We start from the raw sequence: 26907 nt of genomic DNA, 5'->3' as shown, positions 1-26907 counted from the left end.
TAAAGGAAAACAACGCCACATGGCTAACGCATCCATGGAGGAATTCGAAGCCCTCCTGAATGAAAGCTTCGAAATGGACACACCCGAAGAGGGGTCTGTTGTCAAAGGCAAGGTTCTGGCGATCGAAGCCGGCCAAGCCATCATCGACGTAGGCTACAAAATGGAAGGCCGCGTTGATCTGAAAGAATTCGCAAATCCCGGCGAAGCCCCTGAAATCGCTGTTGGTGACGAGGTCGAAGTTTACCTGCGTGCCGCAGAAAACGCCCGTGGCGAAGCCGTCATCTCGCGCGAGATGGCCCGCCGTGAAGAGGCATGGGACCGTCTGGAAAAAGCATATGCCGACGACCAGCGCGTCGAAGGTGCAATCTTTGGTCGCGTCAAAGGTGGTTTCACCGTCGATCTGGGTGGCGCAGTTGCGTTCCTGCCCGGCTCGCAGGTTGACGTTCGCCCCGTGCGCGACGCCGGCCCGCTGATGGGTCTGAAGCAGCCGTTCCAGATCCTGAAAATGGACCGCCGCCGTGGCAACATCGTTGTTTCGCGCCGCGCCATCCTGGAAGAATCGCGTGCCGAACAGCGCGCCGAAGTCATCGGCAACCTGTCCGAAGGTCAGACCGTCGAGGGTGTTGTCAAGAACATCACTGAGTACGGTGCATTCGTTGACCTGGGCGGCGTTGACGGCCTGCTGCACGTCACCGACATGGCATGGCGCCGTGTGAACCACCCATCCGAGATCCTGACGATCGGCGAAACCATCAAGGTTCAGGTCATCAAGATCAACAAAGAGACCCACCGCATCAGCCTGGGCATGAAGCAGCTGCAGGAAGATCCGTGGGATCTGGTTGCTGCCAAGTACCCGCTGGGCTCGGTCCATCAGGGTCGCGTTACCAACATCACCGACTACGGCGCGTTCGTCGAGCTGGAAGCCGGTGTCGAAGGTCTGGTGCACGTGTCCGAGATGTCCTGGACCAAGAAAAACGTCCACCCCGGCAAGATCGTTTCGACCAGCCAGGAAGTCGACGTCATGGTTCTGGAAATCGACGGCGCCAAGCGTCGCGTGTCTCTGGGCCTGAAGCAGACTCAGCGCAACCCGTGGGAAGTGTTTGCAGAAACCCACCCCGAGGGCACCGAGGTGGAAGGCGAAGTCAAGAACATCACCGAATTCGGTCTGTTCATTGGCCTCGAAGGCGACATCGACGGTATGGTTCACCTGTCCGACCTGTCTTGGGACGAGCGTGGCGAGGATGCGATCCAGAACTACCGCAAGGGCGATGTCGTTCAGGCGGTTGTCTCGGAAGTTGACGTCGAAAAAGAGCGTATCTCGCTGTCGATCAAAGCCCTGGGCGGTGACAAGTTCGCCGAAGCCGTGGGCGGCGTGAAGCGTGGCTCGGTGATCACCGTCGAAGTCACCGCGATCGAAGATGGCGGCATCGAGGTCGAATACGAAGGCATGAAGTCGTTCATCCGTCGTTCGGATCTGTCGCGTGATCGTGCCGAACAGCGCCCCGAGCGTTTCTCGGTCGGTGACAAGGTCGACGTCCGCGTCACCAACGTCGACAGCAAGACCCGTCGTCTGGGCCTGTCGATCAAGGCGCGCGAGATCGCCGAAGAGAAAGAGGCCGTGGAACAGTACGGTTCTTCCGATTCGGGCGCATCGCTGGGCGATATCCTGGGTGCGGCGTTGAAATCCGGCGACTGAGCCAAGGTAGTATCCCAAGCATGAATTTCGGCTCCGCACGACAGTGCGGGGCCGTTTTTGTTGCGAATCAATATGTTCCGAACCGCAGGGTTAATATGGGGATTGATCGCGCATTAAGTGTGGAAATTGGCCTGACAGATAAAATTTCGCGCGAGAATGTGGCAAAATAAAGCCTCAAAACTCAGAGTATCCGTTCCCCCCTTCCGGGTTTTTTCCTATACTGTCAAAACAGTAGACCTGTCACACCGGCTGCCTGGGAGGGTATCACGCATGATCCGTTCAGAATTGATTCAGAAAATCGCTGACGAAAACCCGCATCTCTATCAGCGTGATGTCGAGCGGATCGTGAACACCGTATTCGAAGAAGTCACAGACGCCATGGCGCGCGGTGACCGTGTCGAACTGCGGGGCTTTGGTGCCTTTTCCGTGAAAAAACGCGACGCGCGTGTTGGGCGCAACCCGCGCACGGGCGAGACAGTGCAGGTCGAAGAAAAATGTGTACCGTTTTTCAAAACTGGCAAGTTGCTCAGGGATCGATTGAACGGTAAAGCCTGACACCATGATGCGTTACCTTCGATATGCTTTTCTGGCGGCTCTCGGGATCATCCTGATTTCCGTGTCTCTTGCCAATGTTCAGTCCGTTGAACTGAAACTGATGCCGGATGCTCTGGCCGAGCTTCTGGGTTTTAACCTCAGCGCGTCACTGCCGCTGTTTATGGTGGTTTTAGGGGGTGTTGCAGCAGGATTGGTTATTGGTTTCCTGTGGGAATGGCTGCGGGAACACAAGCACCGCCGCGACGCGACCGTGAAGAAAACCGAAGTGCGCAAGCTTGAGCGCGAAGTCAAGAAACTCAAGAAAAAGCAAAACGAAGGCAAGGACGACGTGCTTGCCATTCTCGATGAGGCGAGCTGAGCCTGACCGATATGCCTGATGTTCGGTTCAAAATCTGCGGTCTGACCGCACCGGATCACGTGCGCGCTGCGGCAGACGCCGGGGCAGGCTATGTTGGGTTCGTTTTCTTTCCGAAATCGCCACGCAATCTGGATGTTTCGCGGGCCGCAGAACTGGCGCATCTGGTCCCGGTTGGCGTTGCCAAGGTGGCTTTGGTGGTGAATGCCACTGACGAAGAATTGGACGGCATCGTTTCGACTGTACCGCTTGATATGCTTCAACTGCATGGCAAGGAATTGCCCGAACGGGTTTCCGGAATTCGCGAGCGATTTGGTTTGCCGGTGATGAAAGCCATAGGAGTGGCCGAGGCCGAGGATCTGGCGGCCATCGATCTTTACTCGGAGGTGGCCGATCAACTGCTGATCGATGCGAAACCGCCCAGAGAGGCTGAATTGCCGGGCGGCAACGGGTTGGCCTTTGACTGGCGGCTGTTGGCCGGACGGAAATACTGGCGGCGACCCTGGATGCTGGCCGGAGGCCTGACACCCCTGAACGTTGCCGAAGCTGTCCGGATGACAGGTGCCCGGCAGGTGGATGTGTCATCCGGTGTCGAAAGCGCGCCGGGCGTGAAAGATGCGGCCCTGATCCGCGACTTTGCATCGGCTCTCAGGTGATCTGATAAAGATCTTGCTGCGTATCCCTCGAAACAGAGGGGTTGAGCATGCTCGCAGCAATCGGGGGCGTTTCCTTGAAACATTGGTACCATGCGCCGGAGTTTTTCTGGCGCGCGGGACAGGCCTGTCGGCAGGCGCAAGGCGACCCATTGTGCCTGCACGCTGACTTGTTCAGGCAGGATGGCATCTATTTTTCATTCAGTGTCTGGCAAGACATCGAAGCAATGCTGACATTTTCCCAATCCGGCCCCCACAGGCGTGCCGTGTTGGCGGCCGGTCGGTTGGCGGATGTGAACAGGTTTCATCATTTTCCGTGCATTGGTGTGCCCTCGCCGGAACAGGCGATTCAGGTCTGGCGTCAAAACACGCAGGTTGTGGAATGATGCGTTTTGCCCATGGCAAATCCCGCTGCCACCACCTATGAACAACAGATACGACGAGGGAGACACCCATGGCCAACGATCTTTTCAATTCCTTCATGTCCGGCCCTGACGAACAGGGACGTTTCGGCATCTTCGGCGGGCGTTTTGTCAGTGAAACTCTGATGCCGCTGATCCTGTCGCTGGAAGAGGAATACAACAAGGCCAAAGATGATCCGACTTTCTGGGCCGAAATGGATGACCTGTGGACAAACTATGTGGGTCGTCCTTCGCCGCTGTACTTTGCGGAACGCCTGACCGAGCATCTGGGGGGTGCCAAGATCTATCTGAAGCGTGACGAGCTGAACCACACCGGCGCGCACAAGATCAACAACGTGCTGGGTCAGATCATTCTGGCGCGGCGTATGGGCAAGACCCGGATCATTGCTGAAACCGGGGCAGGGCAGCACGGCGTGGCCACCGCCACCGTATGTGCCAAGTTTGGCTTGAAATGCATTGTCTATATGGGGGCGCACGACGTGCAGCGTCAGGCCCCGAACGTATTCCGCATGCGCCTTCTGGGGGCCGAGGTGATCCCTGTGACCTCGGGTCGTGGGACGCTCAAGGATGCGATGAATGACGCGCTGCGTGACTGGGTGACTAATGTGCGCGACACGTTCTACTGCATCGGCACCGTGGCTGGACCGCACCCCTATCCGGCAATGGTCCGCGATTTCCAGTCGATCATCGGCAAGGAAGCGAAAGAGCAGATGATGAAGGCTGAAGGCCGTTTGCCGGATACGATCATCGCGGCAATCGGCGGCGGTTCGAACGCGATGGGTCTGTTCTATCCCTTCCTCGACGACAAGGACGTCAACATCATTGGCGTCGAGGCGGGCGGAAAAGGTGTGAACGAGAAAATGGAGCATTGCGCCTCGCTGACCGGCGGTCGGCCGGGCGTGTTGCACGGCAACCGGACCTATCTGTTGCAGGATGACGATGGCCAGATTCTTGAAGGCTATTCGATCTCGGCCGGGCTGGACTATCCGGGCATCGGGCCCGAGCATTCCTGGCTGCACGAAATTGGACGCGCGAATTACGTCTCGATCACCGACAAGGAAGCGCTCGAGGCGTTCCAGCTGTGCTGCGCAACCGAGGGGATCATCCCGGCGCTGGAACCAAGCCACGCTTTGGCCCATGTGATGAAGATCGCACCGGAATTGCCCAAGGATCACCTGATCTGCATGAACATGTGCGGTCGTGGAGACAAGGACGTTCAGACCGTGGCCAAATATCTGAACTTCGATATGTCAGACACCGAAGGCCGTACGGCGGACTGAGTGTGAACCGGGGCGGCATGTCCCGGTTGCTCTGTCTTGGGGTCGATGGCTCAAGCAGACCTGAAAGCAATACTTCCAAGGCAGGACAGGCGGGATAGTCCTACATGTGACATGTCCGCCGAAATCAGGTTGCCCTGCAAAAAGGGCCGCCGCCAATGCGCATGTAAGGACAACACAGAAGCCCGAAGAATCGCCGGCTGCTGTGAAACCTCGATCATTGTGCCTGCATTTGTTTCCCAACAACTGCCAGTTGCGACCCCTGCCCGAGATTGTTGCGAATATCCCGTCAAAGCCGAGGGTCTGTATCCGGCATATCTTGAGCATATGACTTGCAAAGTCTCGGCTTGTTGTGACCTTTCGCCTAGAAGACACCCTGAAAACACCGAGGTCCGAAGTGTTTTCCGGGGATTTTTCGCCTTTACCTTGCGGTTTGTGCATGGCCATGTGGCCCGCACGCCAAAGTTGAGTTGTTTCCAATTCTATACAGTGTCTCCAAATTGAATTAACTATTGGGTAACTGGCGTAGTTGCGGCCGGTTCAGGGGACGTCTCTGCAATGGATGAGACAATGGATGACGTGGTTCGGGGCACTGTGTCTTTGCCCGGGCGCCCTGGTGTTTAGCGCTCTCGCGGTGTTGTAGGAGGTAAAATGGTTAGGTCCGTTATTTCGAGGCTGTTGTGCCTATGTTTTCTGATTTCAGCACTCATGATCGGAAGCGCGAAAGAGGGTGCGGCTCTTGGTGGCGGCTTCATCATAACCTCGGTTCCGACGCCGAACGGGGGAAGCATCTTTTTCAACAATATCCCATTTACCGGCACGGCCTTTGTTTCTCTGGGGGGGGCGGGGCAGGTTCCCGGCGGCAGTTTCTATTTCAACAACGGCATTTTGAACCAGAGTGCGATCACGCCCGCCGGCCTTGCTTCCCTTGGCTATATCGGCGCAACCATTCTCAGTCAGGATGGCGCGGATTCCACATATGCGGCAGACGGGTATATGGGGATTACGTTTACCGCGCGCGAAACCGTCGGAGGGCCGCTTTATCGCTATGAGATCGCGTTGTCCGGTGTAACGAACACTCAAATCGTCAACACGCGCGTTCTGGTGGATACGACACAGCCAACTGCAACGATCGGGGCCTTGATGCCGACCGGCAGCGGAACGTTTCAAGCAACCATTACCCTGAGCGAACCAAGCACCGATTTCACCGTGGGCGACCTGTCTGTCACCAATGCAACGGCTACTCTGACCGGGTCCGGCACCAGCTATGTCGCCACTTTGACGCCCCAGAACAACGGCACCATCGAGCTTTTTATTCCGGCAGGGGTGTTCTCGGACGCGGCTGGGAATCTGAACCTTGAGTCAAACAGGGTCAGCACGCTTCAGGCCGTGACAAATGCTCAACGTCAGATTCAGGCGTTCCAGAACGCCCGGGCCAACAGCCTTGTGACGAACCAGCCGAAACTGACCCAGTTTCTGCAACGTTCGGGGTCGGGTGTTCTGGACGCTTCGGTCACGCAGGGCTCGGGGTATCTGAATTTCGCCAGTGATCCGGCGCGCCCCGTCTGGTTCAGTGTGACCGGCAACTGGAGTTCGCAGGATGATTTTGACAACTCCTATGCACTGGCAGTTGTCGGGGCTCATCGCCAGATCAATTCGAACCTGTTGATCGGTGCCATGCTTCAATTCGACTATGCCGAAACGGAAAACGGCCCGGCCAGCGTGGACGGTACGGGCTGGCTGGTTGGTCCTTATGTGGTGGCAAAATTGCCCAATCATTCGGTGTTTCTTGAAGGGCGCGTTCTTTATGGTCAGGCCGACAACAACATCTCTCCGTTTGGCACCTACGAGGACAGTTTCGACAGTGACCGTTGGCTGGTCCAGTCGCGCGTAACCGGTGAGATAAAGCGTGGCGCCCTGACATTGATGCCATTGCTGGACGTAAGCTATGCCAGTGACGATCAGAAAGCTTATACCGACAGCCTGGGCAATCTGATTCCACAGCAGGATTTCAGTTTGACGACGGCACGGTTGGGTGTGGATTTCAGCCACCCGTTGCAAGTGTCACGAGGAGAGATGATGCTGACGGGCGGGCTTTCTGGGATTTGGAGCACGACTTCGGGTACCGGCACCGCCCCGGGCGTGACACCGATTGGCGACACCGCTCGTGCCCGTGCGGATCTGGGCCTCGACTATCGGTTGGAAAACAACAGCTTGCTTGCAGCAAACGTGTTCTACGATGGCATTGGTGAAAGCGGTTTCGAAAACTACAGCATCAGCCTGATCTGGCAAATGGCATTCTGACATTGGGGCGAAACTGGATCGCGGATCAGGTCTCGCCCCAGGCGCAATGGCTGTCAGGCATTCGCCTTGTTCTGAAGCAAGATATCAAGCGGCACAATCTCGAGCGCGCGTTGATGGGTCGCCTCCAAGTGGACCTTTGGGGCGCATCCTTCGTCATGGGCCTGTAGGAACCGGCCGGCACACAGACACCAGCTGTCACCGGGCTTGAGACCCGGGAAATCGAATTCGGGCCGAGCCGTGCTCAGATCATTGCCGACGTATTTCGAGAATGCCAGAAACTCGGCCGTCATCACGGCACAAACGGTATGGCTGCCCTGATCCTCGGGGCAGGTATTGCACGCACCATCCCGAAAGAACCCGGTCAGAGGATCGCGTGAGCAGGGCGCCAGAACGCCGCCGAGTACATTGATACTGTCTTGTTTCTGCATGAACACACCTCACAGGCTTTCTGCGATCTTGCGGAACATTTCGATATTCTGGTCGTTTACGCCAGTGTCGCGGAATTTCCGATCAGCGCCGGTAGACACAATCAGAACGCCGCGAGGTTGGTTGAAATAGATGTATTGCCCATACACGCCCCGGGCCAGAAACTCTCCCTCATGGGCGCCGCGCGGGATCCACCACTGGTACCCATATCCAATCTTCCCCTGAGCGGTCGGGGCGCTGGGTTGAGTTGCCTCGAATATCCAGTCGGCGGGCACCACTTGCCGGCCGCTCAATTTCCCATCTTGCAGGATCATTTGCCCGAACCGTGCAAAGTCACGTGTCGTGAAATTCAATCCGCCCAGAACAAAGGCGACACCAGCGCCGTCAGTGACATAGTACCCGTCACGCTCAAGGCCCAGGGGCTGAAGGATTTTCTCCGTCAAAAGATCCGCGACACTGCGACCGGTCGCCCCGCGTATCACCATGCCCAATACATGCGTGTCTATGGAAACGTATTGCCAGGTTTCACCGGGGGGCGCGAAACTGTCCTGCAATGAGGCTGCAAAATCGTCCAGTTCACCGCCCAGGGCAATCACACGGCCCATCCTGTTGATGTCAGATTTTGGGTCCAGATAATCTTCGTCAAACGTGACGCCGCTGGCCATGTTCAGAACGTTCCGAATTGTCGCCCTGTCATATGCGCTGCCTGCAAGTTTGGGGGCGTATTTGACGACGGGATCATCCAATGAATCGATTGCGCCCTCTTGCAGGAGAATGCCGAAAAGCGCCGACAGATAACTTTTTGCCACTGACCACGAAATCCGACGATCATCGGGACCGGTGCCCAGATAGTATTCCTCGAACCGGATCTTGCCGTTCTGCATGATAAGCAAAGAAGTGACCGAGCGTTCATTGATCCAAGTGTCGGTGCCTTCCGGAAGATCGAAACCTTCGCCGTAGGGCAGCTCCCACGTCGGGGCGTTTCCACGCGGCAGATCCACGGTCAGAAAGGCTTCATCCATATGCGAAAAGTTGTGAACGATCTTGTCCTCGGCAAACAGAGAGTTCACCGCCATCAGGCGCTGCAACTCTTCGCGTTTCCAAAGCCCAACAGCAGCGGCGGCCAAAGCCAGCGCCAGCACAATGCGCAGAACCCACTTCAGTATGGACCGCATCGCATAGCCTCCCTTGTTTGCGTGTATTGGAACGCGGACATCCCTCTTTCGCAACGCCGACGTAACGGAAAGAGGGCGGGGCGCTATTTGAACTTGTCCAACAGTTTCTGCATGGCCGACCGTTCGTCGGCCGGTGGCTTCGGAGGTGCCTTAGATGCGGTTTCAGCTTTCGGAGCCGCCGTCTTGGACGACCGGGGCGGAGCAGTGCGCAGGGCCACCGCGTTCATGAATTTTCCACCATCATCCTGGGCCAGATGGGGCGCGCCGTCCGAAACACCCCGAAGAACGTCGTCCAGCCAGTCACTCTCGGCTTTCGCAAAGTCGCTCAGAACATAAGCCGAGACCATTTCCTTGCGGCCCGGATGTCCGATCCCAAGCCGGACACGGTCATAGGCTGCGCCTATATGGTCGTGGATCGAACGCAGACCATTATGCCCAGCGTGCCCACCACCCGCCTTTACCCGCACTTTGCCTGGGGCGAGGTCCAACTCGTCATGGAACACGACTACATCTGTGGACTCGAGCTTGTAGAAACGCATCGCTTCACCCACGGATTGACCGGACCGGTTCATGAAGGTTTGCGGTTTCAGCAAAAGGATTTTTTCAGACCCTAACCGCCCTTCCGAGATTTCGCCCTGAAACTTGGATTTCCATGGGCCAAACCCATGATCTTTCGCAATCCGCTCCACAGCCATGAACCCGATATTGTGCCGGTTTCGGGCGTATTTCTGCCCCGAGTTTCCCAATCCGACAAAGAGTTTCATGACCATGCTCCGCCTCTGTAGCCTCGAGGCTATGTGATGCCCGGAATTGCCATGGAAATCCAGCCAGCGCTGCGCGTGTTGACCATAAAAAAACGGGGCTCGTCAGAACCCCGTTTCAAAATCCAGACGTTTGATCCGGATTTATTCTTCTTCTTTGCCGACGACTTCGACTTCGTCGACTGCAACTTCCGCTTCTTCACCTTCTTCGTCGTCGCTCGTGGACAGACCGGTCGGTGCCGAGACGTTAGCGATTACGAAGTCGCGGTCGATGGTCGGCTTGGTGCCTTCGGGCAGGTCAACCGACGAAATGGTGACGACGTCGTTGATGTTCATTCCGGCCACATCAACGGTGATCTTCTCAGGAATGTCACCTGCGGTGCACAACAGCTCGACTTCCGGGCGGACAACGGTCAGAACGCCGCCCTTCTTGATGCCGGGGGCTTCATCTTCGTTGATGAACTCAACCGGAATGTACAGCGCGATCTTGGTGGTCCGGCGCAGGCGCATCAGGTCCAGATGGGTCGGCAGGTCTTTGACGACATCACGCTGAACATCGCGGCAGATGACGCGAACGTCTTCATGGCCTTCGACCTTCAGGTTCCACAGGGTCGACTTGAAGCGACCGGCCTTCAGGCGCTTGAACAGTTCGTTGAACGGAATCTGAATCGGCAGCGGATCTTTGTCGCCGCCAAACACAACGCCCGGAACCATGCCTTCGCGGCGTGTTTTGCGAGCGGCGCCCTTGCCTGTCCCCGTCCGTTCCAGAGCTACGAGATCAGGAATCTCTCCAGCCATGATAATTCTCCAATGTTAGGGCGGGTATCCTCCAAGGCTGTATACCCGCGTGAAGCCGCGTCCTTATCTCGATTCATCCGGTTTGGAAAGGGGTAATTCACAGCTTGCCGTTCTGAGGGGCTCAGCCGCGCGCTCCGAAGTGTTCTTCGCCAGATCAGTGAAGGGTCCGCTGTTTCATCTGGCCACAAGTATCCCGGGGGAGACGCCCGGAACGGGCGGCGGGGCAGAGCCCCAAATCTCCCGCGGGCTCAGCCTTGCCAGCGACCACCAAAATCTTCTGGTACCAGAAGATTGTGCGCCCCCAGCGCGCTAACGGTTTTTTCACCGCACAGCGCCATTGTTGTATCAAGTTCCTTCTGAATCACTTCCAGCGCGGTGGTGACGCCTTTCTGGCCCATGGCGCCCAGCCCATAAATAAATGCGCGGCCGATATACGTCCCCCTAGCCCCCAGTGCCAATGCCTTAAGCACGTCCTGACCCGAGCGGATACCACTGTCCAGATGCACTTCGACATCGTTGCCGACAGCGTCCATGATCTCGGGCAATACCCGAATCGAGCTGAGCGCACCATCCAGCTGACGCCCACCATGGTTCGACACGACTATGGCATCCGCTCCCAGCTTGGCAGCCATTTTGGCATCTTCCGCGTCGAGTATCCCTTTCAGGATCACTTTTCCGCCCCACTTTTCCATCAGTTTTTCGACTTTGCTCCAGTCGAGGGTGGGGTCGAACTGTTCAGCGGTCCAGGCCCCCAGTGAAGACGCGTCCGAGATACCTTGCACATGTCCCACTATATTGCCGAACTCGCGCCGTTTGGCACCCAGCATTTCAATGCCCCAGGCCCATTTGGTCATCAGGTTCGCTATGGTCTTTGCGGTCAGCTTGGGTGGTGCGGACAGGCCGTTCTTCAGGTCTTTGTGCCGTTGGCCCAGAATCTGCAGATCCAACGTAATCACCAGCGCCGAACACTTGGCGTCCTTGGCCCGCTGGATCAGACGGCTGACATAGTCATCGTCCTTCATCGTGTAGAGCTGAAACCAGAACGGCTTGTCGGTGTGCTCGGCCACGTCTTCGATCGAGTTGATCGACATTGTGGAAAGGGTAAAGGGCACACCAAAATCCTCGGCGGCTTTGGCGGCCTTCATCTCTCCGTCCGCATGCTGCATCCCCGTCAACCCGACCGGGGCCAACGCGACCGGCATTGACACCTTCTGGCCGATCATTTCCGAGGCCGTCGAACGCCCGGACATATCAACGGCAACCCGCTGACGCAGGCGGATCTTTTCAAAATCGGAACTGTTCTCGCGGAAAGTCTGTTCCGTCCAGCTGCCGCTTTCAGCGTAATCGTAGAACATCCGCGGCACGCGACGCTCGTATATGCGCCTGAGGTTTTCGATATTGGTTATCACAGGCATTACTCAGACCTCCGAACTTACTGGTTCGTTTTCCTTACCAATGCATGTCAACGCCTGCAATGATCTGGCCCGGCGTCGGGCAGTCAAAAAAGCCTGCCCCAGAACAGTCTGCGGCAGGCTTTTCAGTCTTGTGTTATCTGCGGGATCAGGCGCTATGAGCGCCATCCGACAGGGACTTTACAAAATCCAGCACTTCATTGACCGGTTTGCCTGCACCGATCTGGCTGACGATCGCCGATCCGACTACGGCACCATCTGCCACGGACGCGATATTGCGGGATTTCTCGGGCGTATTGATGCCAAAGCCCACAATCACCGGCAGCTCGGTTGCGGCCTGGATACGGGCAACCTCGGGGGCCACATCCGTTGCCTGCGCCTCGGCCGCGCCGGTGATGCCAGTGATTGAGACGTAATACACGAAGCCCGAGGTGTTTTGCAAAACGCGCGGCAGGCGCTGGTCATCCGTGGTAGGTGTTGCAAGACGAATGAAGTTCAGGCCGGCCGCCTGCGCAGGCAGGCAAAGCTCTTCGTCTTCCTCGGGCGGCAGATCGACAACGATCAGCCCGTCAATACCGGCATCTTTGGCATCGGCCAGAAAAGCCTCTACACCCCGGCTGTAAATCGGGTTGTAGTACCCCATCAGGACAATTGGCGTTGTGTCATCTGTTTCCCTGAACGCGCGCGCCAGATCCAATGTGCGCAGCAACGTCATCCCGCCGTCCAACGCGCGTTGACCCGCTGCCTGAATTGTGGGGCCATCCGCCATCGGATCAGTGAAGGGCAAACCAAGTTCGATGATGTCCACACCCGCGCCGGGCAGGCCTTTGACCACGTCGAGCGAGGTGTCATAGTCCGGGTCCCCTGCCATCACATAGGCAACAAAAGCCTTCTTTCCTTCGGCTTTCAGGGCGGCAAACTTAGCGTCGATACGGGTCATCGGATGTCCTTGCAATCGGGTTTGGACCCGTGTGCAGAAACTTTGACCGAAAATCAATCCCGCCAACGCAGGAATAGCTCAGAAGCCCAGATGGTACCGCAGCAGAACCGCGTTTACACCAGGGTTCTCATCGTTGGTGCTGGCGTTCGACTTGTGCGTGATCGCAACTGACATTCTGTTGCCGTTGTTCAGGTTATATCCAAGACCCAAAAGGCTGCGGATCTGAAAGTCTCCGCCCAGGTCGTTCTGGTCGTTGCTGGCATTGAAGTATCCCGGCATGACACTGCCTTCGACGAACCAGCGCTCACCCAGAGAATACAGCCCGACCAGCCCAACACCGATATGCGTATCCCCGTCTTCGTTCACAGAAAACGCAGCACCCCAGCCAGCACTGAACCGAGTTGCCTGGTGAAAAGGAGTGTGATGGTACTCGAGAGCAATCAGTGCCTGATCTTCGGACGTCGCCTCGGAAAAATCTGAATACCCGGCACCAAAAACAACCGTCTGAGCATGGGCTGTAGCAAATGTAGAGACCGTCAGTACGGCTGCAAGAAGTAGTTTTTCCATTATGTTCTGCCATTTAATTTGATCGCGCTATGTTAATTGTTCATCCTACCCTTCGTTTTTCAGGACCGACAAGAACACGATTTGAGAACAATTTCGTGATGTGGCCGAAGGGACTCAAACAAAGTGGCCCGGCAATCACTTGCGCATTGATGCGGACCTGCATAGAAGCTGCGTTCGTATTCTATGCAGGAGGCCGTTATGGGCTTTAAGATGGGAATTGTGGGTCTGCCGAACGTGGGCAAGTCGACCCTTTTCAATGCGTTGACCAAAACCGCTGCCGCGCAAGCCGCGAACTTCCCGTTCTGCACGATTGAGCCCAATGTCGGCGATGTGGCCGTGCCGGATGAGCGGCTCGACAAGTTGGCGGCAATCGCATCGTCAAAACAGATCATCCCGACCCGCATGACATTCGTGGATATCGCCGGTCTGGTGAAGGGCGCCTCGAAAGGCGAGGGGCTGGGAAACCAGTTTCTGGCAAATATTCGCGAGGTCGATGCCATCGCCCATGTCCTGCGCTGTTTCGAAGATGGCGACGTGACCCATGTTGAAGGCCGCATCGATCCTGTGGCCGACGCCGAGACCATCGAGACCGAGCTGATGCTGGCCGATTTGGAAAGCATCGAAAAGCGCCGTGCCAACCTGGTGCGCAAGCTGAAAGGCAATGACAAAGAGGCCCAACAGCAGGACCGCCTGCTTGCCGAAGCGCAAGAGATGCTGGAGAGCGGCAAACCTGCACGACTGGTCGAGGTTTCGGACGAGGACGCCAAGGCCTGGAAGATGTTGCAACTGCTGACCACGAAGCCGGTTCTTTATGTCTGTAACGTGTCCGAGGAAGAAGCCGCTGAAGGCAACGAATACTCGGCGAAAGTCGCCGAGATGGCTGCCGCCCAGGGCAACTCTCATGTCATCATCAGCGCCAAGATCGAGGAAGAGATCAGCCTGCTTGAAGCGGACGAGGCACAGATGTTCCTTGAGGAAATGGGTTTGGAAGAGCCCGGCCTCGACCGTCTGATCCGTGCCGGGTACGACCTGCTGAAACTGGAAACCTATTTTACGGTCGGCCCGAAAGAAGCTCGCGCGTGGACCATCCGCACCGGTACCGCTGCACCGCAGGCGGCTGGTGTCATTCATGGTGATTTCGAAAAGGGATTCATCCGCGCCGAGACCATCGCCTATGACGACTTCATCGCCTGCAACGGCGAGCAGGGGGCGAAAGAGGCTGGCAAGATGCGGGCCGAGGGGAAAAGCTATATCGTCAAGGATGGCGACGTGATGCATTTCCTGTTCAACACCTGACGCCATTTGCCCTGTGCCGACATCAGGGCGTTTCGTTCAAGCTGCATTGTCGGATCAGCCACCTGCCGTCCGGCTGCCTGTACAAAACGTTGAGAGATGTGCCGTCATCGGTCGTTCCTTCGCGGAAAGTCGCAAGGCACCAGCCGATTTGGCCGTCTATGCCAGCCTGCACGACTTCGACGACTTTGTCCTCGCCACCTTCCTCCAGCCATTCCGCGTGTATTGTTTCAATGGCCGTTCGTCCTTTGGCTGCGCGACCAAAAGGTGAGTATAGCTCTGCGTCTTTGGCGAAAAACGATGCGCACCCAGCTGCGTTTCGGGATCGGTAGCATCCGACATACGCGTCAAACAGTTTTTGAAATACGTCTACAGCGGTCATGCGGTACCTCGCCTTCTTGTTCCCAGCCCCCATTAATGGTGGGCAATCTTATACGACAAAGCACCAGTTTCCGACGCGCCCGCGCTGAAAGACGGTGCTTTCTCTGTGCGGTAATGCAGTTAGAGTGGTCTTTGGCCTGATGTTGGAAATTTGAATCATGATCGAAATCCGCGACCTGCAACTGCTCAGCGCGTTGGCGCGGCACCGCCATTTCGCCAAGGCCGCCGAAGAGTGTGGGATTTCGCAGCCCGCCTTTTCCATGCGCATCCGCAACCTCGAGGATCGGCTGGGCGTGTCCATCGTCCGCCGCGCCAACCGGTTTCAGGGCTTGACCGAAGAGGGCGAGATGATCGTCCAACGGGCGCGGCGTATTCTCGATGACACCAAAGCACTGGAACAGCAGGTGCTGGCCACCAGGGGCGAGATCACCGGCACGCTGATCCTTGGCGTGATACCGACGGCCATCGCCTTTACCGGGCGCCTCACCAAACGCTTTCGGCAAGCCCATCCGCGCATCGTTACCCGCATCGAAACCATGTCTGCCACCGCCATTCAACACCGGCTGGACGAAGGAAGTCTGGACGCCGGGATAACATATGGCGACAGCATCGGGACTGATCTGCGACAGGTGCAACCTTTGTACGAGGAAACCTATGTTCTGCTGGTTCCGTCACACATGACGGACGAAACCGGCCCCTTGCCTTGGGCGCGCGTGGCTGAATTTCCGCTGAGCCTGCTCGAGCCGCAGATGCAAAACCGGCGTATTCTGGATCGTATCTTTGCCGAACAGGGGCTGCACCCGGACGTGGTCGCCGAAACCAGCGGATTTACCGCGTCGATGGTGATGGCACGCGAGGGGCTGGCTGCCACGGTTGTGCCACGTGTCCTTATTCGGGCCCTAGGCGAGTTGCAGGGGACAAAGGTGCTGCCGCTGGTCGATCCGATTGTAAGTAAACCGATCTGTCTGGCCACCCTGAGCCGAGACCCTGAACTGCCAACGGTGCAGGCACTGCGCGCTGTGGTGACGTCTTTACGGTGATAAGATGTCGTTATCGTGCGATTGCAAAAAGCGATTTGACGATATGCTAGCCTGATGAGACACGAGGCCTGAATCGGAGGGCATCATGGCACCATTAGACACCAAGCCATCAGGCGCACCCAAGGGCGTCTGGAAGTCAGGTAAAGGCAAGGGGCGGCACACGCCCAAAGGCCGACAGTTCACGGATGAAGCACAGGCCGAAATTGCGCGCCTGCTGGGCGACCGCCCACGCCGCCGCGACCTGCTGATCGAGTTTCTGCACCTGATTCAGGACACGCACGGCCATATCAGCGCCGACCATATCGCCGCGCTCGCCGTCGAGATGCGGATCGGCCAGGCCGAGATTTACGAGACCGCGACCTTCTATGCCCATTTCGACGTGGTGAAAGAAGGTGAAACGCCGCCCCCCGCGCTGACCATTCGCGTCTGTGATTCCCTGTCCTGCGAAATGGCTGGTGCGCAGCAGTTGAAAAAAGCGCTGGAGGATGGGCTGGACCCGTCCGAAGTGCGCGTTCTGCGCGCGCCCTGCATGGGGCGCTGCGACACGGCACCGGTGCTGGAAATCGGGCACAACCATATTGACCACGCGACCCCTGAAAAGGTGCAGGCTTCGATTGCTGCGGGCGACACTCATGCCCATCTGCCCGACTATGAGACCTTCGCGACCTATGTCGAGAACGGCGGTTACGCCAAGCTGAAAGAGCTGCGCGAGGGCGGCGACTGGGAAGCGGTTCAGGAACAGGTTCTGGCCTCGGGTCTGCGCGGTTTGGGCGGCGCAGGTTTCCCGTCGGGCAAGAAATGGGGCTTTGTCCGCATGAATGACGGCCCGCGCTATCTGGCCGTGAACGGGGACGAGGGCGAACCCGGCACCTTCAAGGATCGCTACTATCTGGAACGCACGCCGCATGTTTTCCTCGAAGGGATGCTGATCGCCGCCTGGGCGGTTCAGGCAGAGACCTGCTTTATCTACATGCGTGACGAATATCCAGCCGTTCTGGAAATCCTGCGGCGCGAGATCGCGGCTTTGGAACAGGCCGGGATCGTCGAGAAAGGCTATATCGACCTGCGCCGCGGCGCGGGCGCTTACATTTGCGGCGAAGAATCTGCGATGATCGAATCGATCGAGGGCAAAAAGGGCCTGCCGCGTCACCGCCCGCCCTTCGTGGCGCAGGTCGGCGTCTTTGGACGACCGACGCTGGTGCACAACGTGGAAACGCTCTACTGGGTGTGCAAAATCTGCCGGGAAGGTCCGGAGATCCTCAATTCGGTTGAAAAGAATGGCCGCAAGGGGCTGCGCAGCTATTCGGTCTCGGGCCGGGTGGCCAAGCCGGGCGTTTACCTGCTGCCGGCAGGGTCGACCATTCTTGACGTGATTGATGCAGCCGGGGGCATGGCCGAAGGTCATGTGTTCAAGGCGTATCAACCGGGCGGGCCGTCGTCAGGTCTTCTCCCCTCCAGCATCGACGACGTCCCGCTCGACTTTGACACACTACAGCCGCTGGGCACCTTCATCGGGTCTGCTGCGGTTGTGGTTCTGTCCGATCAGGACACGGCCCGTGATGCGGCGCTGAACATGCTGCGGTTCTTCGAGGACGAAAGCTGTGGCCAGTGCACGCCCTGCCGGGCGGGCTGCGAAAAGGCGGTGAAGCTGATGCAGGCCGACAAGTGGGATACCGATCTGCTGGAAGATCTGTGCCAGGTGATGGGCGACGCTTCGATCTGCGGTCTGGGGCAGGCGGCCCCGAACCCGATCCGTCTGGTCATGAAACACTTCGCTGAAGAAATCTGAGGGAGACAGAGCCATGCTTGATGCAAGCCCAAACAAGACCGTCACCTTCAACCTGAACGGCGATGACGTCACTGTGCCCGAAGGCACCACCATCTGGGAAGCGGCCAATGGCCGTGGACTGGTGATCCCGCATCTGTGTCACAAACCGGCACCGGGCTACAAACCCGATGGCAACTGCCGCGCCTGCATGGTCGAGGTCGAGGGCGAGCGTACGCTGGTCGCCTCGTGCATCCGTCCGGCGGTTGACGGGATGGTGGTGAAAACCGACACCGACCGCGCCGAGAAATCGCGCGCCATGGTCATGGAACTGTTGGTGGCCGACCAGCCCGAGCAGCCGCACGATGCCTCGAGCCATTTCTGGGACATGGCCAAGCTGAACGATGTCAGCGACAGCCGTTTTCCGGCGAAAGAGCCCGAGAAGATTCCGCTGCTGGATGACAGCCATGTGGCGATGCGGGTCAATCTGGATGCCTGCATCAACTGCAACCTCTGCGTCCGTGCCTGCCGCGAGGTGCAGGTGAATGACGTGATCGGCATGGCCGGTCGCGGGCATACCGCGCAGGTGGTGTTCGACCAGAACGACCCGATGGGCGAGTCGACCTGCGTCGCCTGCGGTGAATGCGTTCAGGCCTGCCCGACCGGCGCCCTGATGCCCGCCACCGTGCTGGACGACCAGCAGCGCGGCGACAGCAAGGATTACGATTCCGAGACCGAAAGCGTCTGCCCCTTCTGCGGGGTGGGCTGCAAGGTCAGCCTCAAGGTCAAGGACGGCAAGGTCAAATATGTTGAGGGCATCAACGGCCCCGCCAACGAAGGCCGCCTGTGCGTCAAGGGCCGGTTCGGGTTCGACTATATCCACCACCCGCATCGCCTGACCAAACCGCTGATCCGGCGCGAGAATGCACCGGCAAAAGGTCTGAACGTTGATCCCGGCAACCTGTCGACCCATTTCCGCGAAGCGACCTGGGAAGAAGCGATGGATCTGGCGGCCACGAGACTGATGGCCCTGCGCGACCAAGACCCGCGCAGCGTTGCGGGCTTTGGCTCGGCCAAATGCACCAACGAAGAGGCCTATCTGTTCCAGAAGTTCATCCGTCAGGGTTTCAAACACAACAATGTCGACCACTGCACCCGTCTGTGCCATGCGTCGTCTGTGGCCGCTCTGATCGAGAACGTGGGTTCGGGCGCAGTGACGGCGACCTTCAACGAGATCGAGAACGCTGATGTGGCGATCATCATCGGCGCCAACCCGATCGAGAACCACCCCGTCGCGGCGACCTATTTCAAGCAGTTCGCCAAGCGCGGCGGCAAGCTGATCGTGATGGACCCGCGCGGTGTCGGCATGCGCAAATTTGCGGACGAAATGCTGCAATTTCGGCCAGGTGCCGATGTCTCGATGCTGAACGCGATCATGAACGTGATCGTCGAGGAAGAGCTGTATGACAGCCAGTACATCCACCGCTGGACCGAGAACTGGGAGGCCGAGAAAGAACACCTGCGCCAGTTCACCCCCGAGGCGATGGCGCCGATCTGCGGCATCGAACCGGATCAGCTGCGTCGCGTTGCGCGCACCTTTGCACAAGCCAAGGCTGGTCTGATCTTTTGGGGTATGGGCGTCAGCCAGCATATCCACGGCACCGACAATTCGCGCTGCCTGATCTCGCTGGCATTGATGACCGGGAATGTCGGCAAACCCGGCGCGGGTCTGCACCCTCTGCGGGGCCAGAACAACGTGCAGGGCGCATCGGACGCCGGCCTGATCCCGATGTTCCTGCCGGACTACAAAACGGTGACCGATGACGGCATTCGCGCGCAGTTCACCAATATCTGGAAATCGGATGATTTCTCGAACGAGAAGGGTCTGACCGTCACCGAGATCATTGACCAAGCCTATGCGGGCAACATCAAGGGCATGTACATTCAGGGCGAAAACCCGGCTATGTCCGACCCGGATGTTGGCCACGCTCGTGAGGCCCTGGCCAAGCTGGACCTGATGATCGTGCAGGACATCTTCCTGACCGAAACCGCGAACTATGCCGACATCATTCTGCCGGCCTCGGCGCTGTATGAAAAGAACGGCACGGTGTCGAACACCAACCGTCAGGTGCAACGTGTCCGTCCGGCCGTGGCGCCTCCGGGTGAGGCGCGCGAGGATTGGAAGATCACGGTCGACCTGGCGCAGCGCATCGGGCTGAACTGGGACTACTCCGACGTGTCCGAGGTCTTTGCCGAGATGAAACTGACCATGGAGTCGCTTGACAATATCACGTGGGAACGGCTGGAAACCGAGACGATCACCTATCCGTCGCTCAGCGAAACCGATCCCGGCCAGCCTATTGTGTTCGGCGATGGTTTCCCCCGCGCGGGTGGCAAAGCAAGGTTCACTCCGGCCAATGTCATCCCGCCTGATGAGGCGCCCGATGATGAATACCCGATGATTGCCACCACCGGCCGTCAGCTGGAACATTGGCATACCGGTTCAATGACCCGACGGGCAAAGGTTCTTGACGCGGTCGAGCCAGAGGCCAACTGCTCGATGAACCCGCGCACGCTGAAGCTGATGGGGATAGAGCCGGGCGAAATGATCCGCCTGACCACGCGTCGTGGTTCGATTGAAATCATGGTGCGCGCCGACCGGGCCATTGCCGAAGACATGGTGTTCATCCCGTTTGCCTATGTCGAAGCGGCGGCGAACATCCTGACGAACTCGGCCATCGACCCCTACGGCAAGATCCCCGAGTTCAAATTCTCGGCCATTCGTGTCGAAAAGATCGAGGATGCGATGGCAGCGGAGTAAGATCGCTGCCAGACTGAACAAGGGCGGCCTCTGGAAGGGGGCCGCTTTTTTCTTTGCCGCGCCATCGTTTAAACGATTGCCCCATCTGACTTGCCCTGGCAATTCGTTGGGTTTTCATTTGGCTGCGGCACCACGCAAGTTTCCGTGCTGGCGATTGCATCGCGACCACCAACGAAATCGGAAACAGGCGTCGACAAGGCAATTTGTACACCCGTCACCTGCTTGGGCGACATGAACGGATGGCTCAACTTGGTTTCTTTTTTGACAGTTGGTCAGTAGTCACGCTCGAAGAACACACCCACGCCCGTCTCTCCTCGGCCATCGACCGTACCGCGCACCGTGAAATTGTCCGTGACATCAAGGTTCAGGTTCACTTCGGTGTCACCTTCGGTGTTCACGGTGAAATCCGTATAGAGGTTTTCACCCAGGTACGCGCCCGCGCCCAAACGGCCCGCGCCGCTTTCGGAAGCTCCTATGTCGACCGTGTCGACTCCGGTGGAGTCGCGGAGACCTTTGGTTGCATCCCCTCCCGCACCGCTGAGTTGCGCCAGTGATGCTGCCATTTGCGCGATCAGGAAAGGCGAGATTTCTGAAAACCGGTTCCCGAACAGCAACATTGCCAGTGCTTCTTCAGCCGGACGTTCGGGGTCGGAAAACACATTGACCTCAGGTGAATCCAGCGGGCCGGCAATTTCGATCGTCGCGGTGCCGTCAGACGTGCTGGCTGAAGACTCGAACTCGATATACGGGGTCAGGTCGCCCTGCAACGTGACGATCCCCTTGGTCAGTGCCAATCTGCGGCCCAGAATGTCGAAATTCCCCCGGATCAGTTCGATCTGACCGGACGGCACAACAGAGGCAGTGGTGCCGCCGATGAAAATTCGCCCCCCCAGTTCTGCGTTCACACCACGCCCTCTGACGAAAACCGCCTTAGGTGCAAGCAGGCTGATATCCAGCGCAATACGGGATGCGCTTTTCTCCGATCCTTCGGTCACGACCAATCCGGCCCGCTCTCGGGTGACGAAACCGGCGCGACTTTCGTTGATGTGCTGGATGTCCGGGATAGGTGCCGCGCCTACCGCGCCGGACGCGGCGGCAAGGTTGATGTTGGTTTCGTCAAACGTGATCTGACCGGCAAGCGAACTGTTTCCGGCCAACGCCCCGGTCATGGCAATCTGACCGTTCAGGGTGGTTTCATACAGCAACCGGTCTGTCAGCACCAGGTTGTTCAGGGTGGTGGTAATCTGGGCGTTGAACGGAGGGGTCAGGTCAACAGGCCCGTTGACGGTAAAGTTGCCGCCCGCCCGAACTCCGCCATTCAGTGTAATGTTTGCGCGACTTTGCGCCAGATCCACCTGACCACTGATCCCGGTAATGGTCTGACCAGCACCCGGAATGGCAAGGGATGTGCCCGAAGTGGTGACCGAACCGCTCAGCGACGCCAGCGCCGGAGCACCTTTGAGTGCCAGATCGAAGCGCGCCGACCCGTCGATCTTGTTGGGTGTGATGAAGACATTCGCGATCCCAAGGTTGATGCCGCCCTGTGCCTTCAGATCCGCCTGACTGCTGGTTTCATCAAAAGTGCCGGCCAACGTGGTGTCTATGTCGGCAGGCCCTTGCGCCTTGGCGTCAATCGTCCAGACACCGTTATCGCGTTTGGCCGTTCCCTTTGCTGCCACAGTGCCGGGAAATTCGGGAACGAACCGCTCGATCCGGTTGAGTTTGGCGTCAAAATCCACATCAGCCGAGCCATTCTGGCCGACCGCTCCTTGAAGGCTGGCGTAAGAGCTGTCAGGCCCGTCCAGGCGAGCAGTGCCTTCCAGTCCAGAGCCTGTCGGAGCGACGTTCCCGCTCAGGTTCAGCGGGCCGGACAAGGATTGCGACAGACGGGCAAGGTCATCCAGTTTGGCAGAAAAGTCCAAACCGCCGGCGTCTCGGTTCAGCTTGCCCGATGCATTCGCCGAAAGGGCGGTTCCAATCAGTTGGAACGTACGGATATCCAGGCCTTCATCGTTGTTCATCGCGTCCACGGTCAGGTTCGTTCGCCCCTGGATCAGGTCGTCAACGGCGTCGATCCCGGTTTTGATATCGTCCGCCGCCAAATTGCCTTTTACGTCGAACGCTTTGCTGCCGACTGCGCCCTTGCCGGCAACATCCGCTCGGATCGCCCCTGCCAGATCGCGTTTTGCAAGGCTGGAAAACGGTGACAGGTTCGGGATGTTCACATTGACCTGCCCGTCTATGGCAAGGGCTTTCTTTGGATCGTCTATGGTAACAGAGGCCTTGGCGGTCAGGGCTGAACCGTTCACCGATGCGTCGCGGATCACAATCTGTTCTTGGCTCAGCGCACCGTCGAACGTGATCTCGTTGCGACCGACCAACAGAGGGTCGATCTCGGCCAGACCGGTTTTGATATCCCGGCCCGATACGCTGGCCGTGCCGTCAAACTCCAGCGTCTGAACAGTTCCTTTTCCGTTCAGTTTCGCTTGTACTGCACCCTCAAGCTCGCGGTTGGCAAGGCCTGAAAACACGGACAGGTCCCGGGAATTGACCGTCGCCTGACCATCGATCGTCACGTTGCCATCAGGGGTCGTTACGGTGCCGTCGGCCTGGGCGCGCAAGGTATCACCGATCAGGGTGAAATCTCGGATGGTTACGCCATCTGCACCGCGCCTGGCGTCGAGCGTTACTGTTGTATTGCCCTTGATCACCGGATCGATGTCACCACGCCCGGTCGAGAGGTCGGTTCCTTCGACCTCCAGTTTGCCGTCGAAACTGCCTTCCAGTGGCGAGCCTTGACCGTTTAGACGGGCCGAGACCTGGCCTCCCAGCTCCAGTTGGGCCAGTTCCGAAAACCGGGACAGATCCGTGGCTTCCAAAGTGGCGGTGCCGTCGACGGCCAGACCGGTGGACAGGCCGCTGACCAATGCGTCGACGCCCAATTCGTAATCCGCACCAACCAGTTCGAGACCGGTCAGGTTCAGGGATTGGTCACTGCCATATTCGAAAGTGCCATCCAGAGTGACGAGGTCGCCTATTGCTGCACTCAGGGCCTCGTCCGCCAGACTAATACCGTCCAACGCGGCCTGCAGGTTGCCATTGATTTTTAGCACTGCGCCCTGTTCCAGGGTCCCGTGAGCAGTAATTTGCGCGCGCTCCAAATCAACCTGCTCGGCCTGCACGGCGTTCGCAGTCAGGCTCATGTCCCAATGATTGCCGTTTTTTTCGTCGTACAGCGCCGAAATCTGTGCTGCTCCAACGGACGTGTCACCGCCCGAGGCTGGAAGAGTCACCCTTTCACCCTCCGGCGGCGTTATGCGTCCTTGCAGGGCCGCGAGTTGCAATCGCCCACCTGCCGCCAACTGTAACTGGCCTTTCAGGTTCAGTGCTTGTGACGAGATCTCAAGCTCGTCAATTTCCAGCGCACCTTCAGGTTGGGTTCGCCCATCCACATAGAGCTGTGTTTTGGCACCGAAAAACGTATCCATTTCTTCAGCGACAAAAGGTGTCAAATCACCGCCGAGATCGGCAGTAAACGCAATGCCCTCTTCCGCGCTGGCCGCGGCAGTCGGGGCCGAGCGTAACCGAACCTGCCCTGTCACCCGAGGCTGACCATCGCTGCTGAGACCGATATCGGCCGTAAAATCGGTCACGGGTCCGGATCCTTTCGCTGTCAGCGCGATAGGCGGGGTATCCGGCATTTTAAGAGCGGTCGAGATCAGGCCGCCCGCAGCCTCCGTCACCTGAAGGTCAAGATCAATTTGGCTGTTTGAGTTCTGAAAGCCCGCTGTCAACTTGATTTCATCCCCTGCCCGGTCCAGCCGGGTGATATCAAGGTTGGTGTCCAGCGTCCCGTCGGACAGTGACAGGTTGCCACTAACCGCCAGTTCTGCGGCCACTCCGATCAGGGGCTCGCCCAAAGCCAGCTCGTCGATGCGAATTTCACCGATTTCGATGGCAACAGGCAGTTCAGGCAGTTGGAAGCCTTTTGCCTCTGCGGTTGGCGGCGGCGTGTCTTTGGTGGTGGTGCCAGGCGCGCGGGCAACGTCGATCTCTTGCGCCGTCAGGGCATTGACTGAGAACCGCCCACGGATCAAAGCCAGTCGGTTCCAGTCAAGTTCGGCATCTTTTATGGTCAGCCAGACCCCTTCGTCATCGGCAACGGTGATCTCGGCAATCGTGGCACGTGAACTCAGTGCACCTTGCAGGCCTTTGACGGTGACGTTCTGATCGTCGCCCGACAGTGTATCCTGTAGGAACCTCTCGATCATGCTGCCGCCTTCGTCCTCCTGCGGGTGTCCGGCCACAGGCACGATTGCCAGCGCACCAATCAGCAGAGGGTATGAAAGGTACCGTCTCAAAACGCCTGTCCTATCCCGATATAGAACTGTAGCCCGTCCCCGGTGGGACCGCTGACAGGATAGGCCAGATCAAGACGCAAGGGGCCAAACCCGCCCAGATCGTATCTTACGCCGATACCGGCGCCCGAGTGATCTTCTTGCGCGCCGCTGCCGACAAAGGAAGACGTATCGACGACACCGTAGTCATAAAACCCGACCAACGACAGGCTGTCAGTAACCTTGCCACGGATCTCGCCGGACAAGCCAATAAATGACTTGCCGCCCGCGATGCCGGTCCCGACCGGAATGCCAAGGCTTTCATAGGGTTGCCCGCGAACGGTTCCCGCACCGCCCGAGAAGAACAGAAAGTCAGGCGTGACGCCATCGGCAGGTGGGCCAATCACGGATCCCAGCTGCGCGCGACCGGCCAAAACGATCCGCCCCCCTGTCCCCAGGCTTGTATAGGCCCGCCCATCAAAGAAAAGGCGGAGGCCGGTATCCGTACCGGATATTCCGACAAAGGGCATGACTTGCGAGTCCAGATAGAATCCGCGTGTGGCGCTGACTTTGCTGTCGCGTTTGTCCCATTCAGACCGGAAGGGCAGGATGAAATACCTGAACTTGCGACCAGTGCCATATGCGTCGTCGGCGTCTGACAGCTGAAACCCGGCGGATGCCTCGGCATATAAGTTGTCGGAAAAAGTGCGGCGCGCACCATAGGCCAGCGAAGCCACCGTTACATTATAGTTTTCCGTGTTGCGGCGTTCCAGCAGGGCGCTCCAGAAGGTGTTGTCATCAGGACCAAGCCGGTCAGGTTGATCCAGACGCAACCCGATCCGGCCATCAATATCCTCTGCACCGCCAATATTTCGAACCGCCACTTCGAAGCGCAGACGTTCTGCGCGCCTGAACATATTGCGATGGGTCCACGTCGCGGTCACATCCACACCATCACGAGAGGCCAGTTCCACACCAAAGGTCAACCGACGTTTGGGCAGGTCTTCGAACGTGGCATCGAAATCCAGTGTGCCATCCGGATTCGGCGTCTCTCGTTCCTGCAACGAGACCACGTTGAACGTGCCGGTCCGGCGCAACCGTGTTCCCACCTTCTGAATTTTCTCGGGCGAATAGACCTCGCCACTGGGGAAGCCGGCGATCTTTTCGATGGATCTGTGGCGCACGTCTGAATTGCCCTTGATGAACATTTTGCCAAATGTCAGCCTGCGCCCGGGGTCAAGGTCGATCTGAGCATCCAGGCGGGCCTGGGCGTGGCGCGCGATGATTGTCTGACCCGCAATTCCGGCTTTTGCGTGACCCGCGTCCCTCCAACCCTGAACACCGGCCGAGGAGGCCTGTTGAATGGCACCGGTCGTCGCCAGTTTCCCGGGGGCAAAGTCTTCGGGCAGTTCCGTTCCGGGGGCCAGGGGCTTGACAGTGGCGGTGCCGAATTTGAAGCTTGGCCCGGTTTCAACGGTAATCGCAGCACGGTTTATTTGTGCAGGCACCGTGAGAGAGCTCAACTCGGCCGCTTCCTGTCCATCAAGCTTGATGCTGACGACCGGGCTGAAATACCCTTCGTCGTAAAGGATTTGCACGATCGTACGGTAATCCGACAAGGCTGCCGAGAGGATTTCAAGCGGGGTGTCGAGGCCGCGTTCCTCAGCAGTGGTTACCGAGGATGTCTCCTTGAGGCGATCAACCAGTTCTTTCGATGCGCCGGGGGCCGAAAGCGAGGTTTCCAGCGCCGCCAGCGTGGTTGGGGCCAAAGTCACAACTGTGGCCATCAGCCAGCTCCCCAGACGGCATTGCCGCTTGCTCCTTTGCATGAATTGCCCCAACTGTCCCAATTCCAGTTCTCTTGTCCGTGTCGTGCACGGCCCTTTGAATTCAAGTTAGAGCATCTGAAAGCGGATGGGGAAAGGAATT

General features: G+C 58.2%; 21 protein-coding genes. 11 read left to right on the top strand and 10 right to left on the bottom strand.

All coding sequences use genetic code 11. From position 1 onward, the window contains the following. The first annotated feature begins 19 nt into the window (after nucleotides 1-19). From rpsA to GOW04_RS11385, 7 genes are all read left to right on the top strand, one after another. Nucleotides 20-1696: a 30S ribosomal protein S1 gene (gene rpsA, locus GOW04_RS11415; RefSeq protein ID WP_068337749.1), complete on the top strand. Its 1677-nt coding sequence runs from the start codon at nucleotides 20-22 to the stop codon at nucleotides 1694-1696. 270 nt (nucleotides 1697-1966) lie between these two features. Continuing rightward, nucleotides 1967-2251, top strand: coding sequence for an integration host factor subunit beta (gene ihfB / locus GOW04_RS11410; protein WP_050603110.1), 285 nt, complete (start codon nucleotides 1967-1969; stop codon nucleotides 2249-2251). Nucleotides 2252-2258: 7 nt separating this feature from the next. Continuing rightward, nucleotides 2259-2609, top strand: a complete 351-nt coding sequence (locus GOW04_RS11405) for a lipopolysaccharide assembly protein LapA domain-containing protein (RefSeq protein ID WP_171205601.1) — start codon at nucleotides 2259-2261, stop codon at nucleotides 2607-2609. An 11-nt stretch (nucleotides 2610-2620) separates the two neighbouring features. Continuing rightward, nucleotides 2621-3262 carry a phosphoribosylanthranilate isomerase gene (locus tag GOW04_RS11400; RefSeq protein ID WP_171232624.1) on the top strand — a complete coding sequence of 214 codons (642 nt, stop codon included), beginning with the start codon at nucleotides 2621-2623 and terminating at the stop codon, nucleotides 3260-3262. 47 nt (nucleotides 3263-3309) lie between these two features. Next, the gene (locus tag GOW04_RS11395) at nucleotides 3310-3645 is read left to right on the top strand and encodes a hypothetical protein (protein ID WP_171232623.1); all 336 of its coding nucleotides are present in this window, start codon (nucleotides 3310-3312) and stop codon (nucleotides 3643-3645) included. 68 nt (nucleotides 3646-3713) lie between these two features. Beyond that, a complete protein-coding gene (gene trpB / locus GOW04_RS11390; RefSeq protein WP_171232622.1) occupies nucleotides 3714-4961 on the top strand; it encodes a tryptophan synthase subunit beta in 1248 nt (415 codons plus the stop codon). 705 nt (nucleotides 4962-5666) lie between these two features. Beyond that, the gene (locus GOW04_RS11385; protein ID WP_171232621.1) at nucleotides 5667-7262 is read left to right on the top strand and encodes an Ig-like domain-containing protein; all 1596 of its coding nucleotides are present in this window, start codon (nucleotides 5667-5669) and stop codon (nucleotides 7260-7262) included. Nucleotides 7263-7315: 53 nt separating this feature from the next. On the opposite strand, the gene GOW04_RS11380 is transcribed toward GOW04_RS11385, so the two are convergent. The 7 genes from GOW04_RS11380 to GOW04_RS11350 all read right to left on the bottom strand — a co-directional run bounded on the left by GOW04_RS11380 (nucleotide 7316) and on the right by GOW04_RS11350 (nucleotide 13341). After that, complete coding sequence (locus GOW04_RS11380; RefSeq protein WP_171117420.1) at nucleotides 7316-7690, bottom strand: DUF2237 family protein; 375 nt, start codon at nucleotides 7688-7690, stop codon at nucleotides 7316-7318. 9 nt (nucleotides 7691-7699) lie between these two features. Next, nucleotides 7700-8863, bottom strand: a complete 1164-nt coding sequence (locus GOW04_RS11375) for a serine hydrolase (RefSeq protein ID WP_171205604.1) — start codon at nucleotides 8861-8863, stop codon at nucleotides 7700-7702. Nucleotides 8864-8946: 83 nt separating this feature from the next. Further along, nucleotides 8947-9627 (bottom strand): aminoacyl-tRNA hydrolase, encoded by a 681-nt coding sequence (gene pth, locus GOW04_RS11370; protein WP_171232620.1) that lies wholly within the window; start codon nucleotides 9625-9627, stop codon nucleotides 8947-8949. A 141-nt stretch (nucleotides 9628-9768) separates the two neighbouring features. After that, a complete protein-coding gene (locus tag GOW04_RS11365) occupies nucleotides 9769-10422 on the bottom strand; it encodes a 50S ribosomal protein L25/general stress protein Ctc (RefSeq protein ID WP_171117427.1) in 654 nt (217 codons plus the stop codon). Between the two features lie 248 nt (nucleotides 10423-10670). Next, nucleotides 10671-11837, bottom strand: coding sequence for an alpha-hydroxy acid oxidase (locus GOW04_RS11360; RefSeq protein ID WP_171232619.1), 1167 nt, complete (start codon nucleotides 11835-11837; stop codon nucleotides 10671-10673). A 145-nt stretch (nucleotides 11838-11982) separates the two neighbouring features. Further along, nucleotides 11983-12774, bottom strand: a complete 792-nt coding sequence (gene trpA, locus GOW04_RS11355) for a tryptophan synthase subunit alpha (protein ID WP_171232618.1) — start codon at nucleotides 12772-12774, stop codon at nucleotides 11983-11985. Nucleotides 12775-12852: 78 nt separating this feature from the next. Beyond that, the gene (locus GOW04_RS11350) at nucleotides 12853-13341 is read right to left on the bottom strand and encodes an acyloxyacyl hydrolase (RefSeq protein WP_171232617.1); all 489 of its coding nucleotides are present in this window, start codon (nucleotides 13339-13341) and stop codon (nucleotides 12853-12855) included. A 198-nt stretch (nucleotides 13342-13539) separates the two neighbouring features. On the opposite strand from GOW04_RS11350, the gene ychF reads away from it, so the two are divergent. After that, entirely contained in the window at nucleotides 13540-14637 is a 1098-nt protein-coding gene (ychF, locus tag GOW04_RS11345; RefSeq protein WP_171232616.1) for a redox-regulated ATPase YchF, read from the top strand. A gap of 22 nt (nucleotides 14638-14659) precedes the next feature. Here the strand turns inward: ychF and GOW04_RS11340 are convergent, their stop codons facing one another. Beyond that, the gene (locus GOW04_RS11340; protein ID WP_171232615.1) at nucleotides 14660-15016 is read right to left on the bottom strand and encodes a nuclear transport factor 2 family protein; all 357 of its coding nucleotides are present in this window, start codon (nucleotides 15014-15016) and stop codon (nucleotides 14660-14662) included. A 157-nt stretch (nucleotides 15017-15173) separates the two neighbouring features. Between GOW04_RS11340 and GOW04_RS11335 the strand changes: the two genes are divergently transcribed. The 3 genes from GOW04_RS11335 (at nucleotide 15174) to fdhF (ending at nucleotide 20641) form a co-directional block, all read left to right on the top strand. Beyond that, on the top strand, nucleotides 15174-16055 hold the full coding sequence (locus tag GOW04_RS11335) for a LysR family transcriptional regulator (RefSeq protein ID WP_152457190.1): 882 nt from the start codon (nucleotides 15174-15176) through the stop codon (nucleotides 16053-16055). Between the two features lie 85 nt (nucleotides 16056-16140). Continuing rightward, nucleotides 16141-17844 carry an NAD(P)H-dependent oxidoreductase subunit E gene (locus GOW04_RS11330; protein WP_171232614.1) on the top strand — a complete coding sequence of 568 codons (1704 nt, stop codon included), beginning with the start codon at nucleotides 16141-16143 and terminating at the stop codon, nucleotides 17842-17844. A 13-nt stretch (nucleotides 17845-17857) separates the two neighbouring features. Continuing rightward, nucleotides 17858-20641 carry a formate dehydrogenase subunit alpha gene (gene fdhF / locus GOW04_RS11325; RefSeq protein ID WP_171232613.1) on the top strand — a complete coding sequence of 928 codons (2784 nt, stop codon included), beginning with the start codon at nucleotides 17858-17860 and terminating at the stop codon, nucleotides 20639-20641. Nucleotides 20642-20913: 272 nt separating this feature from the next. On the opposite strand, the gene GOW04_RS11315 is transcribed toward fdhF, so the two are convergent. Together GOW04_RS11315 and GOW04_RS11310 are read right to left on the bottom strand one after the other, a co-directional pair. After that, nucleotides 20914-25002 (bottom strand): translocation/assembly module TamB domain-containing protein, encoded by a 4089-nt coding sequence (locus GOW04_RS11315; RefSeq protein ID WP_254430126.1) that lies wholly within the window; start codon nucleotides 25000-25002, stop codon nucleotides 20914-20916. Then, nucleotides 24999-26765 (bottom strand): autotransporter assembly complex family protein, encoded by a 1767-nt coding sequence (locus GOW04_RS11310; protein WP_254430125.1) that lies wholly within the window; start codon nucleotides 26763-26765, stop codon nucleotides 24999-25001. The genes GOW04_RS11315 and GOW04_RS11310 overlap by 4 nt, the downstream gene beginning before the upstream one ends. Between the last annotated feature and the right edge of the window lie 142 nt (nucleotides 26766-26907).

Source organism: Ruegeria sp. HKCCA4812, from assembly GCF_013034245.1.
Lineage (GTDB): Bacteria > Pseudomonadota > Alphaproteobacteria > Rhodobacterales > Rhodobacteraceae > Ruegeria.
This window is presented reverse-complemented; position numbering and strand designations above follow the sequence as displayed.